Source organism: Candidatus Neomarinimicrobiota bacterium, assembly GCA_036476315.1.
Taxonomy (GTDB): domain Bacteria; phylum Fidelibacterota; class Marinisomatia; order Marinisomatales; family S15-B10; genus JAZGBI01.
On sequence record JAZGBI010000015.1, the window covers coordinates 1 to 17,259 of the forward strand.

Annotated in this window: 19 protein-coding genes and 1 riboswitch; of the genes, 18 read left to right on the top strand and 1 reads right to left on the bottom strand. The window is 52.1% G+C overall.

Annotated elements, in window-relative coordinates:
* From V3U24_01680 to V3U24_01695, 4 genes are all read left to right on the top strand, one after another.
* The coding region (locus V3U24_01680; GenBank protein MEE9166166.1) for an HD domain-containing phosphohydrolase at positions 1 to 1,668 on the top strand (1,668 nt) is incomplete at its 5' end.
* 96 nt (positions 1,669 to 1,764) lie between these two features.
* Entirely contained in the window at positions 1,765 to 3,558 is a 1,794-nt protein-coding gene (locus V3U24_01685) for an SLC13 family permease (GenBank protein ID MEE9166167.1), read from the top strand.
* A 13-nt stretch (positions 3,559 to 3,571) separates the two neighbouring features.
* Complete coding sequence (gene rpe / locus V3U24_01690) at positions 3,572 to 4,228, top strand: ribulose-phosphate 3-epimerase (GenBank protein ID MEE9166168.1); 657 nt, start codon at positions 3,572 to 3,574, stop codon at positions 4,226 to 4,228.
* 19 nt (positions 4,229 to 4,247) lie between these two features.
* Positions 4,248 to 4,682 (top strand): RpiB/LacA/LacB family sugar-phosphate isomerase, encoded by a 435-nt coding sequence (locus V3U24_01695; GenBank protein MEE9166169.1) that lies wholly within the window; start codon positions 4,248 to 4,250, stop codon positions 4,680 to 4,682.
* Between the two features lie 9 nt (positions 4,683 to 4,691).
* Here V3U24_01695 and V3U24_01700 read toward each other — a convergent pair whose 3' ends face one another.
* Positions 4,692 to 5,264: a molybdenum cofactor guanylyltransferase gene (locus V3U24_01700; protein MEE9166170.1), complete on the bottom strand. Its 573-nt coding sequence runs from the start codon at positions 5,262 to 5,264 to the stop codon at positions 4,692 to 4,694.
* Between the two features lie 317 nt (positions 5,265 to 5,581).
* Here V3U24_01700 and V3U24_01705 point away from each other — a divergent pair, with 317 nt between their 5' ends.
* The 14 genes from V3U24_01705 (at position 5,582) to thiI (ending at position 17,204) form a co-directional block, all read left to right on the top strand.
* A complete protein-coding gene (locus V3U24_01705; GenBank protein MEE9166171.1) occupies positions 5,582 to 5,818 on the top strand; it encodes a sulfurtransferase TusA family protein in 237 nt (78 codons plus the stop codon).
* 55 nt (positions 5,819 to 5,873) lie between these two features.
* Complete coding sequence (locus tag V3U24_01710; protein ID MEE9166172.1) at positions 5,874 to 6,404, top strand: DsrE/DsrF/DrsH-like family protein; 531 nt, start codon at positions 5,874 to 5,876, stop codon at positions 6,402 to 6,404.
* A 78-nt stretch (positions 6,405 to 6,482) separates the two neighbouring features.
* Positions 6,483 to 6,609, top strand: a riboswitch (molybdenum cofactor riboswitch).
* A complete protein-coding gene (gene moaA / locus V3U24_01715) occupies positions 6,601 to 7,659 on the top strand; it encodes a GTP 3',8-cyclase MoaA (protein ID MEE9166173.1) in 1,059 nt (352 codons plus the stop codon). Its footprint overlaps the riboswitch before it by 9 nt.
* Before the next feature lie 98 nt (positions 7,660 to 7,757).
* Entirely contained in the window at positions 7,758 to 8,732 is a 975-nt protein-coding gene (gene moaCB, locus V3U24_01720) for a bifunctional molybdenum cofactor biosynthesis protein MoaC/MoaB (GenBank protein ID MEE9166174.1), read from the top strand.
* Positions 8,719 to 9,477: a sulfite exporter TauE/SafE family protein gene (locus tag V3U24_01725; protein ID MEE9166175.1), complete on the top strand. Its 759-nt coding sequence runs from the start codon at positions 8,719 to 8,721 to the stop codon at positions 9,475 to 9,477. Before moaCB ends, V3U24_01725 begins: the two co-directional genes overlap by 14 nt.
* On the top strand, positions 9,474 to 10,706 hold the full coding sequence (gene glp / locus V3U24_01730; protein ID MEE9166176.1) for a gephyrin-like molybdotransferase Glp: 1,233 nt from the start codon (positions 9,474 to 9,476) through the stop codon (positions 10,704 to 10,706). The genes V3U24_01725 and glp overlap by 4 nt, the downstream gene beginning before the upstream one ends.
* Positions 10,703 to 10,957 (top strand): MoaD/ThiS family protein, encoded by a 255-nt coding sequence (locus V3U24_01735; GenBank protein ID MEE9166177.1) that lies wholly within the window; start codon positions 10,703 to 10,705, stop codon positions 10,955 to 10,957. Before glp ends, V3U24_01735 begins: the two co-directional genes overlap by 4 nt.
* Position 10,958: 1 nt before the next feature.
* Entirely contained in the window at positions 10,959 to 11,396 is a 438-nt protein-coding gene (locus V3U24_01740) for a molybdenum cofactor biosynthesis protein MoaE (protein ID MEE9166178.1), read from the top strand.
* Positions 11,393 to 12,787 (top strand): DASS family sodium-coupled anion symporter, encoded by a 1,395-nt coding sequence (locus V3U24_01745; protein MEE9166179.1) that lies wholly within the window; start codon positions 11,393 to 11,395, stop codon positions 12,785 to 12,787. The genes V3U24_01740 and V3U24_01745 overlap by 4 nt, the downstream gene beginning before the upstream one ends.
* Positions 12,788 to 12,844: 57 nt before the next feature.
* Positions 12,845 to 13,726 (top strand): universal stress protein, encoded by an 882-nt coding sequence (locus tag V3U24_01750; GenBank protein ID MEE9166180.1) that lies wholly within the window; start codon positions 12,845 to 12,847, stop codon positions 13,724 to 13,726.
* 8 nt (positions 13,727 to 13,734) lie between these two features.
* Positions 13,735 to 14,448 (top strand): deoxyribonuclease V, encoded by a 714-nt coding sequence (nfi, locus tag V3U24_01755; GenBank protein ID MEE9166181.1) that lies wholly within the window; start codon positions 13,735 to 13,737, stop codon positions 14,446 to 14,448.
* An 18-nt stretch (positions 14,449 to 14,466) separates the two neighbouring features.
* On the top strand, positions 14,467 to 15,324 hold the full coding sequence (locus V3U24_01760) for a class II glutamine amidotransferase (GenBank protein MEE9166182.1): 858 nt from the start codon (positions 14,467 to 14,469) through the stop codon (positions 15,322 to 15,324).
* A gap of 14 nt (positions 15,325 to 15,338) precedes the next feature.
* On the top strand, positions 15,339 to 15,761 hold the full coding sequence (locus V3U24_01765; protein MEE9166183.1) for a DUF2231 domain-containing protein: 423 nt from the start codon (positions 15,339 to 15,341) through the stop codon (positions 15,759 to 15,761).
* A gap of 231 nt (positions 15,762 to 15,992) precedes the next feature.
* Positions 15,993 to 17,204, top strand: a complete 1,212-nt coding sequence (gene thiI / locus V3U24_01770; GenBank protein ID MEE9166184.1) for a tRNA uracil 4-sulfurtransferase ThiI — start codon at positions 15,993 to 15,995, stop codon at positions 17,202 to 17,204.
* Positions 17,205 to 17,259: the final 55 nt, after the last annotated feature.

A 17,259-nucleotide genomic window follows, 5' to 3' on the forward strand; every position in this document is an offset into this window, starting at 1 on the left:
TATCTTCTGAGCGACATGAAGAAGGCGGACATTCTGAAGAAAGCCGGATCCGATGTTCGAGAATTGATCTCAGGTCTTGAATATCAGATCGAGCGCTTCAGTGAAATCGGTCTTTCTCTCTCGAAAGAAAAGGACATGAACAAGGTTCTGGAAATGATCATTGATGAAGGTCGCCGCATTACTCACGCCGACGGAGGAACGCTCTACATGATGATCGATGACGGTACCCGTCTGAAATTTGAGATCATGCAGACGGCATCGAAGAATATCCGGTTCGGTGGGACGGCTCCGGATCCCGTTCCCGAGACAATCTATCCTATTAAACTTCATGATCAGGAAACGGGAGAGCCCAACTATCAAATGCTCTCGGCCTATGTGGGTCTCACGGGCGAAACGATGAATATTGAGGACGCATACGAAGCGGAAGGTTTCGATTTTTCGGGAATGAAAGCCTTTGATCAGAAGAATGATTACCGGTCCAAGTCCTTTCTCACCGTTCCCCTGAAAAATCATCTGGACGAAATCCTTGGTGTGATCCAGCTCCTCAACGCCCAGGATCCGGATTCAGGTGAAATTGTCCCATTCTCCCAGGACAAACAGCGGTTGGTGGAATCGCTCTGCAGTCAGGCCGCCGTTACTATTACGAACAAACAGTTGATCAGACAACTCGAAGAACTGTTCGAATCATTCATTCAGGTAATTGCGGCTGCCATTGATGCCAAATCACCCTATACTGGGGGTCACTGTCAGCGCATCCCCGTTATCACCAAGATGCTCGCGGAGGCTATCAACAAGACAAAAGAAGGTCCGTACGCAGAGCTATACTTTGACGACGACGCCATGCGGGAATTGTTGATCTCCGCATGGCTGCACGACACGGGAAAGGTGGCTACCCCCGTCCACGTGGTGGATAAGTCCACCAAACTGGAGACCATTTACGACCGAATTCACGATGTGACATCTCGATTCGAGATACTTAAACGGGACGAAGAAATCCGGTTTATGAAGGAGAAACAGAGGCTGCAAAGTGAGGGGAAGGGCGACGAAGTAGCCGGACTTGAAAAACGATTCCGTGGGCGATTGGCACAGCTAGAAGACGATCGTGACTTCCTTGAGGAGGTAAACATCGGGGGAGAGTTCTTTTCACCGGACAAAAAGGCGCGTGTTGAAAAGATTGCGGGGTACAAGTGGCAATTCAATGGGGAAACACGGAATTTCCTTACAGATGAAGAGGTGAACAATCTCTCCATCTCCAAGGGCACCCTGACGCCTGAAGAACGGAAGATCATCAACGACCACATGGTAGTTACCATTGACATGCTGGAGAAACTCCCATGGCCCAGGAATCTTGAAGACGTACCTTTCCACGCCGCTGCTCACCATGAAAAGCTGGATGGCACTGGATACCCGAAAGGGTTGAACCACCAGGAACTTCCCGTTCAACCCAGGATCATGGCTATCGCCGATATCTTCGAAGCTCTCACCGCCAACGACAGACCGTACAAGAAGGGGAGGACAGTCTCTCAGAGCATCAAGATCATGACGTTCATGCGAAACGATTACCATATTGATCCGGACATTTTCGAGATTTTTCTCAAGGAGAAGGTCTACGAAAAGTACGCCCGGGAATACCTGCCTCCCGAGCAGATTGACAAGGTTGAGGTCTAGTCCTCTCAATCTTCCGACTGCTGCCGGGCAGTTCCCACTAGGTCTCTTTTCTAACTCCCTGACCAGGGCAAATGCGAAATCCTTAGCTTCTGAGTCATGACTCCCGACGTGCTCTTTTTTCTTTTCTTGCTGGGACTGGTCCTGGTTGTCCTTGCGAGGGAGGTATTTCCCATAGACGTTACGGCTCTCGCATTCATGGCCATTCTCCTGGTTGGGGGATACCTGGACATTTCGGAGGCGATTTCGGGGTTCAGCAACAAGGCTGTCTTGACGGTAGCTGCCATGTTCATCCTGAGCCAGGCCCTGACAAAAACGGGCTTTCTCGAGGTGTTGGTGGCGCAGTTGGAACGCCTTGGCGGTGGGAGAAAGACCGTGGGGATTTTTATCTTTTTGATGGCCACCAGTCTTATCTCCGGCTTCATCAACAATACGGCCGCCGTGGCGATCTTTATCCCCCTGGCTCTTCAGCTTTCCGCCAGGTTCCGCCTGTCTCCTTCTAAGATCTTGATTCCTCTTTCCTACGCGGCCATATGCGGGGGCACTCTCACCCTTATCGGCACATCCACCAATCTTCTCGTGAACTCTATGGTCGAAACCCACGGTTTCCCGGCCCTTCGTATGTTTGAGTTTGCGAAGATGGGATTAATCTTTCTCCTTGTGGGGACCGTCTACAGTATCTGGGTGGCACCCAGGCTTCTCAAGCCCCGCGCCGGCGTTTCCTCTCTCACTAGAAACTACAGTATGTCCCCTTACCTAACGGAATTCAGAGTGGCGGAAGCATCGCCTCTTATCGGTTCCACCTGCCTGGAGAGGGGTGTCAACGAGAATTACGACATTACGATCCTTTCTATCATCCGTGACGGGACCCGGCATGACACCAACATTCGCAATACGAAACTTCAGTATGGCGATATCCTCCTGGCCCGGGGTACCCTCAACAACTTTGTTCGCTTCCGGGAGGAGGAAAAAGTGCTCCTGCTTACCGACGTGAAAATGAGTCAGTCAGAATTGGCCGGACAGGAGAGTGTCGTTGTGGAGGGGCTCGTGACACCCGGATCGAGCCTGATAGGGAAAAACTTGAAAGAGGTCGATTTCCGGAACAAGTTCGGGGCTTTCGTTCTCGCCATCCGGCGAGAGGGGAAAACTCTCAGGGAAAGAATTGCCCATATTGTTCTCCACTTCGCGGATACCCTGTTGATTCATGTTGCCAGATCCAGGTTGAATTCTCTGGCCGATTCCCGGGACTTCGCCATTCTACAGGAACACGACATCCGGCTCCACAAAGTGCGGTTCTGGTGGCTGGCCATTGTCCTCATTCCCCTGATTATGATAGTGGCGGCTGCAGGAATCGTGGACATTCTTCAGGCGTCCCTGATCGGGGTTGTGATACTGCTGATCTTGCGCAGCATCACGATTAATGAGTCGTATGAATCTATCAACTGGTCGGTCATTGTCATGATGGCCGCCTTTATCCCGGCGGGCATCGCCATGGAAAAGACGGGAACCGCCGCACTGATGGGCAACGCCATCGCCGGCCTGGGACAGTCCTTCCCCGACACTCTAGCCCCTTATGCTGTTCTGTCCGCAACATACCTCATTGCCGTACTCCTGACTTCCATCATGTCGAACAACGCGGCGGCCATCGTCCTCTTTCCCATTGCAGTGGATGTCGCCATGCATCTCGGGGTTGACTCCAGGCCGTTCATCTTTGCCATCTGCTTCGGCGCCTCCACCTGCTTCATGACTCCCCTGGGATACCAGACCAATTTGATGGTCTACGGGCCCGGTCAATACCGTTTCAGTGACTTCGTGAGAGCGGGAGCACCACTGAACCTTGTGCTGTGGATACTCGCGTCGATCCTTATTCCAGTTTTCTGGCCCTTTCACTAACCCTGGATGCTTGATGGCTAGAATCGCCCCATCCATATTGTCATCGGACTTTGCCAATCTGGAGGGAGCTCTCGACCTATGCCGGAAAGGGGGAGCAGATCAGATTCACGTGGATGTCATGGATGGTCATTTCGTTCCGAACCTCACCATCGGCCCCGTAGTGGTGAAGGATATCCGGAAGGCCACCAGCCTGCCCCTGGACGTTCACCTGATGATCGAGAACCCTGAACGGTTCATTCCGGAATTCGTAAAGGCGGGTTCCGATTTCATCACCGTTCATGCCGAAACGTGCCCGAATCTTGAAGAAACAATTCGGCTCATCAAAGGGCATGGAGTCAGGGCCGGCATCACCCTCAAGCCGGGGACCCCTCTGGAATCAATCGCGAATGACCTTTCCTCGGTCTCCCTCGTTCTGGTCATGTCCGTGGAGCCGGGATTTGGGGAGCAGGAATTCATTCCCGGATCTCTGAACCGGATTGAAAAGCTGAGAGAGATTCTTCAAGGGGTTTCTCCGAAAAAGAGACCGGAAATATCAGTGGACGGGGGGATAAAGCTCCAGAATGCCAAAGCGGTGATCGATGCTGGAGCGGATATCCTGGTTTCGGGGTCGGGTGTATTTGGAACCGAGGATCCTGTGGCCACCATTAAAGCTTTCAAGGAAGTCAAATAGTCTGAAAGGCAAGGAGAATATGACTATCTATCTCGGCTCCGATCACGCCGGATTTGAGCTCAAGGAGACCATCAAAACATTCTTGGAAGAAAAGGGTTTTGAAATTGAGGACAAGGGAGCTTTTTGGTACGATGCCGAAGACGACTACCCAGATTTCATCAGGCCCGTTGCGGAGGCCGTGGCGCTGGATCCAGAGAGCCGCGGCATTATTCTTGGGGGATCCGGCCAGGGAGAAGCCATGGTGGCTAACCGCGTTACCGGCATTCGGGCCGCCGTCTACTACGGAGGTCCTGATGACGTTGTAAAACTTTCCCGGCAGCACAACAATGCCAATATCCTGTCCCTGGGAGCACGATTTGTGGGGAGTGAGTTCGCCGTAAAGGCTGTGGAAATGTGGTTGGGAACCCCCTTTGACGGAGGACGGCACGACCGGCGCACAAAAAAAATTGACTGAAATAATGATCTATAGTGATGCTCTCCTCTTTGCCCTTTCCAAATCTTCCGGCGTATTTATGTTTATGAATAATTCATCTCTATTGAGAAAGTCCAGCCTTCTCGATTTTGACCGGCTGATGAGGCTGTAGAGGGCGTAGTCTTTCTCTTTAATCATCTTACGGCATGTGGGGACCAGAGACCGGTGATAGAATGCGCAGGTCGGCTCCATTCCCCGGCCTGCTTCTGGCACGATGATCTGATAGTCCTTTGAAACAGCGCTCCACAGGTCCCGGATAACCGTCTCATCAACCAGAGGCAAATCACAGGATAGGATGAAATTCCATTCTGTGCTCGTCGCCGCCAGGGCAGTGTGGACTCCCGAGAAAGGAGAAGCGATGGGCAAACTATCATAAATGCTCGGTTTTCCCGTTGACTCCCCGATTCTTTTCGTTACACAGTTCGTCTCCTTGAAAAGGGGATCCAGGAGGTCCCACGCCCGGCCCAGGAGGGTGGTGCCCTCAAACCCGGCCTTCCATTTCGGTGATCCGAACCTTTCAGACTTTCCTCCTACCAGAATAAATGCTGACGCGTAAATTACCATCGGGTACTAACTATGCATTATGCAAGGATATGACGGTCCACAATCGCTAAGGAGATTCCCCATTATGCGCAGAAATGTCAAGGAAAAGTGAACTATTGATGCTGACCCGCATTTCTCACCACCCAATCTACTGCAACGGAGTATATGCTTACGACCAGGGCGTCCCGATAGCTATCGGGATGTACTCGACGTACTGTCTAGTACGGCTCCGTCAATTCTTCTGCGTAGGCCTTGTATTCACAAACATCTCCTTCCCGACGCATCGGGACTACGATTTATGGTGAGAAAAGCGGGCTAATCAATTCTGGGAATGTAACATGACAAAAATTCAAGAAGATCAATTTCTCGATTGCCGAGGACTGAACTGCCCCCTGCCCATCTTGAAGACCAGCAAGGTGATATCGGATATGCGGAAGGGTGAAATAGTGAAGATGGTGTCAACAGACCAGGGTTCCATTAGCGACGTGGATGCGTTCACTCGACGCACCGGTCACAAGCTTCTGGACAGTGAGGCCGGAGATGGAGAATATATTTTTTACATTCGGAAGGTCTGAGGAACCCAGGAAGGCGGAGACCCGGCGAATGGAATGGTAACCGTAGTGGGAGGTCATGATGAAAACGAAGAAGAGGAGTAGTGAGCCGAAGCGGCTGGCTCTCGTTGCGTCCAGGGGGACCCTCGATTGGGCGTACTCACCATTTATTCTCGCGTCTACTGCCGCTGCCATGGAGATGGAAGTGGCTATGTTTTTCACATTCTACGGGCTTACGCTTCTTAAAAAAAAGATTGAAGCAAAAGTCGCCCCTCACGCCAATCCGGCCATGCCCATGAGAATTCCTTTCGGTCCTCAAGGACTTCAGAATATCCAATGGCCCGTCCCAAATCTTCTGTCGACGAATCTTCCCGGATTCGAGACTGTCGCCACGTCACTCATGAAGCAGGCATTCCGGAAGAACGGGGTGGCTACTGTGGAAGAATTGCGTGACATCTGCCTGGAATCCGGAGTAAGGCTCATCGGCTGTACCATGACCATGGATGTGTTCGGGATCAACAAAGACGATTTCATTGAAGGTGTTGAACTGGGAGGTGCCGCGACTTTTCTGGAATATGCGGCAGATGCGGATATTCAACTTTTCATCTGATCCAACCCCATCGATCCGCATAAGAGGCTTTTTAGGCTGCGAGTCAGTAATTATATTTAATCAAAGACCTGCATGGCGATTTTATGAGGTCTCCAAGCCGAAGCACCTAAGTTCCGACCTTTGGGATATGGTGTAAGGCCGGTACGGTCCCGGAGGAAACGCCGGGACTAGCTCCCGCTTTGGAAGGAGACTTGACGTGACTGTTCTTGGTAAACGCCCTTATCAGCCCCAACCCACGACCAAAGGCAGAATCTCCGTTCATCCCGAAGGAGATCATATCATTGACCAACACGGTCGCCTGTTTGACTATGTGCGAATAGCCGTCAACGAACGGTGTAACCTCCGCTGCATCTACTGTCTGCCGGAGGAGGGAATCGACTTCCTTCCCAGTGAGCAACTCCTCACTTCACAGGAAATCATCAGAATCGTTCACATCCTTGCTCAACTCCAGGTGACCAAGGTTCGTTTCACCGGAGGGGAACCCCTTCTTCGCAAAGATATGGCTCACCTTGTTTCCCAGGCGTCGATAACCCCCGGAATTGAGTCCGTCCATATAACGACAAATGGACTCCTTCTGAGTGAGTACGCAAACGATCTTTATAAGGCGGGGCTTCATGGAATCAATATCAGTCTTGACACGATGGACCGACAGAAATTCCTGAAGATCACGCGAAGCGACTGTCTGGACAAGGTTCTTGAGGGTCTGAATCTCGCGCTGTCGTTACCGTTCCCCAGCGTGAAAGTGAACGTGGTTGTCATGAGAGATTTCAATCATGAAGAGATCGGAGACTTTGTGGAATTGACCCGTGATAACCGCCTTACGGTTCGTTTCATAGAGCTCATGCCGTTTGACGCTCATCAAATATGGAAAACGGGGAAATTCTTCGGGGCTGAAAAAATCCTGGAATACCTGAGTGGACTCTATCCTCACATGGATGAGGAAGAAGGAAGCGTCACTGAGGAGCACGTCTATCGTATCCCGGGCCACGAAGGGAAATTCGCCGTAATACCCTCTTTCACCCGCAGCCTGTGCGAAGGGTGCAACCGGATCCGCCTCACCGCGGACGGCAAGATCAGGAACTGCCTCTATTCCGATAACGAGTTTGATGTGAAAAAATTGGCTCGTCAGGGCGATTCCCATGAGAAAATCGCCGATCTGTTCAAACGGGCCATGTGGACAAAACTGAAAGATGGATGGGAAGCCCAGCACCGTGGAAATCACCTTCGAGAAAGTATGACGCAAATTGGAGGCTAAGGCCTAATTGATTATTGACTATTGGCAATTGACAATTGAAGAATTATTCAAGTTAAGGGGCTGGAGTAACGTAATTCAACGTTGATTCCTTCGTCGTGGTGAAAAAAAGTTCAAAGAATAGTTTTTCACATCTTGACAAAACGGGAAACGTGCGGATGGTGGATGTTTCCGGCAAAAGGAGATCATCCCGAGTGGCGAGGGCGGAGGGATACGTCAGTATGCAGAGGACGACGCTCGATGCCCTTCAAAGTGGTGAAACTCCCAAGGGGAACGTCCTCACGACGGCCAAGATCGCCGGGATTCAGGCTGCCAAGGGGACCGCTCATATTATCCCACTCTGCCATCCCCTGGACCTTTCGTGGGTGGAGATGGAGTTTACTCTACAACAGGATCGGATCCGCATCGATTCGGAGGTGAAGACGAAGGATGCGACGGGTGTGGAGATGGAGGCTCTGACAGCCGTTTCGGTGGCGGCTTTAACCATTTATGACATGTGCAAGGCAATGGACAAAAAGATGACGATCACCGGTATTCGATTGTTGGAGAAAAAAGGGGGAAAGTCCGATTATCCTACCGACTATCGTCCCCGGGTGGGGATTATCGTAATCTCGGACACTGTCCACGCCGGAAAAAGTGATGACGTGTCAGGGGATATCTTGAAGGTGGAATTCAGGGGATCGGGATGTCAGGTGGATCATTCCGCTATCCTCCCAGATGGATCGGAGGATCTTGAAGAGACGATCGGTTCGTGGATTGATAAGGGGGCAGAGCTCATTATCACCTCCGGAGGGACCGGCGTGGGTCCTAGGGATCTAACCATTCCGGTCGTGGAGAAATTGTTTGACTCGCGTCTTCCTGGAGTGGAGCAAGCCCTTCACGCCTACGGGCGGACCCGGGTCGGTACAGCCATGCTTTCGCGTCTGGCGGCGGGCACCGTTAAGAGTGCTCTGGTCATCTGCCTTCCTGGGAGTCCGGGCGCCGCCCGGGATGCATTGAAAGTCCTGATCCCCTCAATTTTCCACGCCTACCCTGTTATGGAGGGGAAAGGTCACGCCGGCCTTGAGTCTGACTGACGTGAATCCGGACATCATTTTACCCTTTCTGTTCATCATTGTCTCCATGCTCTATTCCAGTGTCGGTCTGGGAGGAGGATCTTCCTATACGGCCCTGATGGCCATCTTTGGGATGAAGCATGAGTTGATTCCCACCATTTCCCTGGCATTGAATCTCGTGGTAACATTCATAGGGATGATAGCATTCTGGAGGGGAGGGCACCTGAATTTCAGGCTTATTCTTCCGTTTGTTGTTACCTCAGTCCCCATGTCCTACGTTGGGGGAGCAGTTCGCCTCCCTGAGGAGGTCTTCTTCTGGCTACTCCTGGTGACGTTGGTGTTAGCGGCGGCGCGGCTTTATCTTGTGAACGATCTGACGCTTCGAATTCATTTGGACCGCCGCCAGAGCCTCGCACTCTCACTGCTCATCGGTGCACTCCTCGGTTTCGTGGCAGGGACCGTTGGGATCGGAGGAGGAATCTACCTGGTTCCTCTCATCATTCTTTTCGGCATGTCGACGGAAAAGGAGGCGGCTGCTGCGGGGACGGTTTTCGTCTGGGTTAATTCTGCGGCGGGTTTCATTTCGCGTGTCCAGAGGGGAGCCTTCAGTGGTGCCACTTTTTTTCCCATGGTGGGGGCGGTGGTTCTTGGAGGATTGCTGGGATCCCACCTGGGGGCAGAGCGATTCAGCCCGAAGATGGTTCAACGACTTCTGGGAATTGTCATCCTTGCGGCGATTTTCTATCTCATGAGGAAGATTATTTGATTTCAGTCCCCGAGGCGCAACAGATCATCCGAGATGCCGCCCCGGAACCAGAAGTGGAATCGGTTCCGTATGACCGGTTCTCAGGCCGGGTACTTGCTGAAGAAGTTCGGGCAAGTTTCCCGCACCCTCGCTTCGACAATTCTGCCATGGATGGTTTTGCGGTCAGATGGAGGGACACACGGAGTGCCTCGAGAAAAAAATCAGTCAGCCTGAGAATGAAGGGGGAAATCTCGGCGGGAACGGTTCCAGCTATTGATGTGGTGAGGGGTGAGTGTGCACAGGTGATGACGGGAGCTCCCATTCCCCCGGGTGCCGACGCAGTGGTCAGGGTGGAAGATACGAGCGGCTTTGACTCAAGACGTGATGTGGAGTTCTATAGACCCGCCAGGGCCCGGGAAAACATTCGTTTCAGAGGCGAAGAAATTGAGAAGGGGGAAACCGTGGTCCCGGTGGGGAGACGGTTGGGTGCAGCGGAAACAGGTACCCTTGCGACATTCGGATACGCAGAGGTAGAAGCGTACCGTAAACCCAAGGTGGCGATCTTCGCCACGGGTGATGAACTCAAGAGCCCCGGTGAACCTCTCCGTCCAGGTGAAATCTATGATTCGAATCTTCCGGTTATGAGGAGTCTTGTGGACAGGGTGGGGGCGGAGCTTGTGGTTGAGGAAGAAATTGGGGACAATCCTGCCAAGCTGAAGCAGTTCTTTGAACGCGCACTTTCCCTATCCGATGTGATCCTTTCCTCCGGGGGCATTTCCATGGGTCGTTACGATTTTGTGCGCGCCGTGCTTGCGGATATGGGTTTGCGCGAGCGTTTCTGGGGCGTATCTCAGAAGCCGGGGAAGCCACTGTTTTTCGGAACCATGGAAAAGATTCTGGTATTCGGTCTCCCGGGCAATCCCGTTTCTGTATTCATCTGTTTCATGGAATACGTGTGGCCCACCTTCGAACGCTGTATGGGGCTTGAACCTCAGCGAAAACTGGAGGCGGTTCTCTCGGAACCCTTCCCGAGAGATCCCGTGATGCACCGGTTTCTTTTCGGCAACTTCTGGACGGATAGGGGCATTGTCAAATGTGCGCCGACGAAAAAGCTCGGGTCTCACATGCTCACCTCGGCAGTGGGCGCCAACGCCATCCTCGAATCGGGTCCCGGGAAGGATCATTTTAAGGAAGGTGATCGGATCAAGGTCTCCCCTCTGCCGTGGGAGTCCATGGGGAATCAGTCATGACGGACACAATTTCCGTCAAATTGGTCTGCCATTCCGTTGTGAAGCACGCTCTGGGGTCCGGAGAACTGGAGGTTCGGCTTCCTGTTGACGCAACGGGCGCGGATCTGGAAAAGCACATTCGGGAGATGGCTGGAGGACGGCTGGAAAATGTTCCCTTTCGACTGGCGGTCAATCGGACATTCGTTTCAAGAGACGTAGTTTTGTCGCAAGGGGATGAGGTGTCTTTAATCCCACCCATGCAGGGAGGGTGATGTGGTCATAGCCGAAATCATTGACGGGGAGATTACTCCTTTTCCAAGCGAGGATTCCCGGACATCGGATGGTGCGGAACTGGTTTTCAATGGCCGGGTACGCAACGTCGAGGGGGAAAACGCAATTATGGCCCTGGAATACGAGCAATACGAAGGAATGGCTGCCCGGGAGCTTCAAGTCCTGGCCGAGGAAGCGGAGGGGAAGTTCCCCATCCACGACCTTTTTTGCCGTCACCGCGTTGGCGAGGTGCCTGTTGGAGAGGTATCCATGCATGTATCGATCTGGTCCGAACATCGAACGGAAGCATTGGAAGCCATTACCTGGTTCCTATCGGAACTCAAGAGCCGGGTTCCCATCTGGAAGTGGGCCGTTCTTCCGGACGGGCAAAAATTACCCTCTGAATCGCCGACTCACCCCGTGGGCAGTCCGGTTCGGTGATCGCCAACTTAATATACTGGATTACCGAGAGACGGTGGCTCTTTGTCGCCTTCGCCACTGGTGCTCTCCTTTTCCTTCTTCCCCCTCCTTCCGGTCTTTCCATGGCAGGTTACCGGACCCTTGTCATTGTGGTGGTTGCCTTGGTGCTCATCGTCTTTGAGCCTATTCCTCTTCCGGCCGTAGCCATGTTAATTCTGGCGTTCGAAGTGATTTTCGGGATCGCCTCACCGGACATGGTAGCAAAATCGTTTATGAGTGATGCCGTTTTTTTCATCATGGGATCTTTGATGTTGGCAGTATCCATCGTGAAGCAGGGTCTTGATACCCGGCTTGCTTTGGGGATCATACGCCTTACGGGGAATAAGACCTGGAAGCTGGTAGCCGGTTTCACAACTATTTCTGCCCTCCTGTCATCCTTCATCGGCGAGCACACTGTCGCGGCCATGTTGCTGCCGGTAGCTTTGACCCTTATCCACTACGCAGACAGAGACCCCAGGAAAGTGACCGGTCTCACTTCACTTCTGCTCTTTTCTATCGCATACGGCAGCACCATCGGATCCATAGGGACACCATCGGGCGGCGGCAGAAATGTCATCATGCTGGAATATTGGTCCCAGTTTGGCATTCACAGTATTACCTATCTGGAGTGGATGAAATACGCCTATCCCATACTCCTTTTTGAAATTCCCCTGACTGTCCTCATCCTCTGGTGGACATTCAAGCCTGAGAAGAAGATACTGGACACCGGTGTAAGAAAACTGGTGGTCAAAGTAGCGAAGAGCGGAAGGATGACGGCCAGGCAAATCTTGGCCATCTTCGTATTCGTATTGATTTTTCTGGGCTGGGTTTTTCTGAGCGACTCCATCGGCCTCGGAATTGTAGCCTTGATTGGTGTATTCCTCTATTTGGCACTGGGACTTGTGGAATGGGAGGACCTGAACAGAAACACGAACTGGGGTGTCATTGTTCTCTTCGGGGCCGCCATTTCCATGGGCTTCCAGATGAGGCAGACGGGTGCTGCCATGTGGATCGCGCACCTCACGGTTGATGGACTGAGTTCGGTCATTTCCAATCTACCGGCCATAAGAGGAACGGTGGCCGTTGTTCTCACGACTGTTCTGTCCAATCTAATGAGCAGTTCGGCTACCGTTGCGATGATTGGGCCCATCGTACTCAATATGGGAGGTGACCCGGTCGTAATGGGCTTTACCACGGCGATTTCTTCTGCTTTTGGCTACTTTACCGTTGTTGCTGCGCCGGCCTGTATGATCGTCTATTCGTGCGGATTGCTCAGAGCGGTGGAATTTGTAAAGGCGGGCTGGAAGATGGCTCTCATGTCCATCGTGGTTCTCATTCTAGTCTCGCAACTATGGTGGCCCCTGTTACGTTAATTGTCTTGGATTCGAGGAGAAAAATTGGCATAATTTCTCCGGAATGGTGAAAAGATCGTGAAATTCTTAGTGGGAATCGGAAGCAAGGAGTATTCGGAGCCAACTCTCAATATCGGGTCCCGCATTGCCAAATCCTTTGGTGCAGACCTGAGTGTTGTTTACGTAGGGCCAAAACCGAAGCAGATCCATGAGGGGCGCATCAATCTGGTTCGTGACGCCCTGGCGAACTGGGAAATATACCATCCGGGAATTGAAATCCTGAAGTGGGCATTTGACTACTTGCACGATTCAAGTTTCCTTGAGGAGAAAGAAGAGATAGATGTCTTTCACCCTGAGAATATGGTGGAAGAGAAAGGACGGTTCCGGATGGTCCTGCCGGCGAGGTACGGACAAACTATCAGTTTGATCCTGAGGGAGGGAGATATCATCGGTGAGCTGCGACGGGAATGCAATCAGGATGACTATACGCTCACTATTATTGGTGGAAGCAAAAAGAGGCGCATGGCCCACAACTTAATCCAGTACATTCCCACTTCCGTTCTTGTTAGTGAGAATGTTGATCTGTCGAGGGAGTACAAAGTGCTCCTGTGTGTGGATGATTCGGAGGCGACGAAACGGGCCGTTCGGTTCGGTGCCACGATAGCCCAAAATCTCGAAATGGCCGTGGAACTCCTCACTGTGTCGAAAACCACGCACTTCGGTTCCGGGTACCGGGGTGCCGCTAGGTCCGCTGCGCGCTACCTCGATTCCAAAAACATAACCTACAATCAACAGTTCCTCACCGGAGATCCTGTAAGGACGTTTGTGAAAGTGGCCGGTGACGATCACATCATTGTCATGGGACTGTCCACCCAGTCACCCCTTAAGAAATTCTTTGTGGGAAGCAAACCCATCAAAACGCTGGAACTGGGTAACTGTCCGATTCTGGTGGTTCGATAGATAATTGCGTGCGGCACAGGAATCTCCATTCATGGGATGTTTCAGTCGCCGAGGCGAAACAGATTCAGGAGAGGCTCCGGCAGAAAGTCGTGATCTCACCCCTGACCGGCACGATTGATTATGTTGCTGGTGCCGACGTCTCGTTTGACAGGGGTTCCAACGTAGTTCATGCGGCCATCGTTGTCCTTCAGTTTCCTGATCTTTCCATCGTTGAAAAAAAGGGAGCTACCGAAGTTGTGGATTTTCCATACGTGCCGGGCCTTCTCGCTTTCCGGGAGGGTCCTCCGGTGCTCAGTGCATGGGAAAAATTGAAGAAGAAACCAGATGTCATCCTGTTCGATGCTCACGGTTTTGCGCATCCCCGAAGATTTGGATTGGCCTGTCACCTGGGAGTCATTCTGGATGTTCCCTCAGCCGGTTGTGCAAAGAGCGTGCTGGTTGGGAGCTATTCGGAACCAGGATTGACAGCTGGTGAGTTTTCACCTCTTCTGGACGGAGGTGAGGAAGTGGGAGCTGCTGTCCGGACCCGGGACGGCGTGAGCCCCGTCTTTGTCACTGTAGGTCACCGTGTGGATCTTGCGAGCGCCATAAAGCTTGCACTCAACTGCGTCAAGGGTTTCAGGGTACCCGAACCTACCAGGCAGGCACACCTGGCCGTGAACATTCTCAGAAGAGGGGATGATCTGAAAAATGGCGATGAAAGCCAGCTAGACATGTTTTAACGTTCAGGAGGATTTTCTATGTGTCGGTTCCTTGCATATAAGGGCGCGCCCATCTTGATGGATAAACTTCTCTATAGGCCTGAGAACTCACTGATTCATCAAAGTTACGGCGCACGGGAGCGGGCGGAGCCGTTGAACGGGGACGGTTTCGGTGTGGGATGGTACATGCCCGAGATTGATCCCGAGCCAGCGGTATTTCTCTCCATTCAGCCTGCCTGGAACAACGCGAATCTGAAATATCTCTCCCCAAAAGTCCTTTCGGCCTGCATTCTCGCCCATATTCGGGCAGCTACTTCTGGCGATGTCTCGGAAGCGAATTGTCACCCGTTTCATTACAGGAATTTGCTCTTTATGCATAACGGATCCATCGGGGATTTTCGGATAATCAAGCGGGCTCTCAGGATGCGTCTTTCGGACGGCATTTATGATTGGATCAAAGGCGAGACGGACTCTGAGCACTTTTTCGCTCTCTTTCTGGAACACCTTTACGGGAAGAAGGACAGCTACACCCGGGACGATCTGATTAAGTCCCTTATCACTGCGGTTGAGGAAATCCTTGGACTTCTTGACGAACATGGTATTTCCCGACCCTTCTTTCTGAATTCAGTCCTTACGGATGGTGAGACTGTCCTTGCCACGCGATACGTGTCGGATTCAAGTCTCGAACCCCATTCCCTGTATCATTCTAAAGGCGGTCGATTTGAATGCATAGAGGGCGTTTGCCGTATGAGCGAAGGAGACCCTTCGGAACATGCCGTTCTCATTGTCTCTGAGAAATTGACAGATATTGACGAAGACTGGCACAAGGTCCCTCCCAATCACATGGTGGTAGTTGACAGTGAATTATCCATATCTATAGTTCCCATGGTCGTCTGAGGAGGATTTACGTCGTGTTTCCCTGGAGACCCGAAACGGTTCATCCCCTGTTTGTCCATTTTCCCATCGCGCTGCTTTCCACAGGATGGTTATTCGATGTGATGGGTACATTCCTCAAGAAACAGTCCCTGCGTGACTCCGGATGGTGGTGTCTCGTTTTTGGTGTTGTTTCGACTCTGTTCACTATTCCCACCGGATTCCTGGCAGACAGAGTTACCGGTCACATGGCTGACCCGTTTCCCCTTTACAACACTCACGGCGTCCTTCAGATAACCTCATCGGTACTGTTCTTGATTCTCCTGGTGTGGAGATGGAAAGCTCAATGCAGACTTCCAGAAAAACCCCTTCTCTATTTGTACTTCGGAATCGGAGGTCTTGCTGTCGTCCTTTTGTTCTACGGCGGACATCTGGGTGCCCAGCTGGCGGGAGAGATTTGACACTCTGGTAGAATCATCCACAGGATCTTCCAAAGGATCTTGAGATGAGATTCGCCTCGAAGACACAAGAAGACAAGGTGTTAGAGTGTTCAGGTGTTCGGGTATGGGGAGATTGGCCGGTTCTCGAACACTCGACCAGTCAGGCTGTGATCATTATAGTGTCTTTGCGAAGTTACCAGCCTGCTCTCTCGAGAGCTCGGGAGCTGCCAGGGAGGGCTGGCAGGGCGGCTGATGAATAGAATGAAACCGGATCATATTCTCTGTCATTATGCTGAGATCGGTCTCAAAGGCGGGAACCGCCGGTTCTTTGAGAAAAGACTCAAAGAAAACATCAAAGAGGCCCTGAAAATTCAGTGCCCTGAAAGTTACGAATACGTAAAACGGATACGCGGTCGAATTCTCATACAGCTGACGGATAAAGGAAAGAGGTCCCTTGATGAAATCGAGCCTGTGCTGGGAAACACCTTCGGGATCGCCTATTTCGCATTCGCCCGTCTGTCGGAACAGGAGATGGAAAGTCTGAAGCGGGATTCCCTGGAGGTGTTGTCTGGATTGCAGTTTGATTCCTTCCGCGTGACGGCTCGACGGGGAGACCAAAGCATACCTTTCGGCACTCAGGACGTGAATGAGAAAGTGGGTTCCTTTATCGTGGAGAATCTCGGGAAAAAGGTAGACTTGAGCAATCCCGATGTAGCCTGCCACATCGATCTAGTCCAAAGGTATGCGTTTATTTACACGAAAAAAATAGCCGGCAGGGGAGGTCTCCCTGTTGGGATTAGCGGAAAGGTGGTAGCCATGGTTTCAGGTGGCATCGATTCACCGGTGGCGACATATTACGCCATGAAACGAGGTGCCCATGTGGTCTTTCTCCACTTTCATTCAGTCCCCTACACCAGCCGGGCGTCCATCGACAAGGTAAGGGAAGTGGTGGATATGCTGAAGAAGTTTCAGCCGAGGTCTAGGCTTCTCCTGGTCAAGTTTGCCCCCATTCAGAAGGAAATCATGCTCAAGACGGCGGCCAGGTTCCGTGTCATACTCTACCGCCGGCTTATGTTTCGCATCGCAGAAGCTATTGCCAAAAGGGAAAACGCCCATGCCATCGTGACGGGGGAGTCGCTGGGACAGGTGGCTTCCCAGACGCTTGAAAATATGGAAGTAATCGAGCATGTGGTCAAGATGCCGATTCTTCGGCCCCTTGTAGGCTTTGATAAGCAGGAAATCGTGGACATGGCAAGGGATCTCGGGACGTATGAGATTTCCATTCAACCGGATCAGGACTGCTGCTCCCTGTTCCTTCCCAAACGGCCCTCCACCGGTGCCAGACTTGAGGACGTGGAGAAAACTGAAGAAGCTCTCGATATTGACATGCTGGTTGATGCCGCACTGGACGATTTGGAGCATTCCGGAATTAAGGAGTCCCGGTCAGAGGAAGAGACAGTCTGAGTCCTCCGCGGACTCCTTATCAGATCCATGAAACCTTGATCCGGTGTATACGTTA

Excerpts from the sequence above, each read along its gene's own strand:
- V3U24_01685 (MEE9166167.1), top strand. The coding sequence starts at position 1,765 with ATGACTCCCGACGTGCTCTTTTTTCTTTTCTTGCTGGGACTGGTCCTG.
- rpe (MEE9166168.1), top strand. The coding sequence starts at position 3,572 with ATGGCTAGAATCGCCCCATCCATATTGTCATCGGACTTTGCCAATCTG.
- V3U24_01695 (MEE9166169.1), top strand. The coding sequence starts at position 4,248 with ATGACTATCTATCTCGGCTCCGATCACGCCGGATTTGAGCTCAAGGAG.
- V3U24_01700 (MEE9166170.1), bottom strand. The coding sequence starts at position 5,264 with ATGGTAATTTACGCGTCAGCATTTATTCTGGTAGGAGGAAAGTCTGAA.
- V3U24_01705 (MEE9166171.1), top strand. The coding sequence starts at position 5,582 with ATGACAAAAATTCAAGAAGATCAATTTCTCGATTGCCGAGGACTGAAC.
- V3U24_01710 (MEE9166172.1), top strand. The coding sequence starts at position 5,874 with ATGATGAAAACGAAGAAGAGGAGTAGTGAGCCGAAGCGGCTGGCTCTC.
- V3U24_01735 (MEE9166177.1), top strand. The coding sequence starts at position 10,703 with ATGACGGACACAATTTCCGTCAAATTGGTCTGCCATTCCGTTGTGAAG.
- V3U24_01760 (MEE9166182.1), top strand. The coding sequence starts at position 14,467 with ATGTGTCGGTTCCTTGCATATAAGGGCGCGCCCATCTTGATGGATAAA.
- thiI (MEE9166184.1), top strand. The coding sequence starts at position 15,993 with ATGAATAGAATGAAACCGGATCATATTCTCTGTCATTATGCTGAGATC.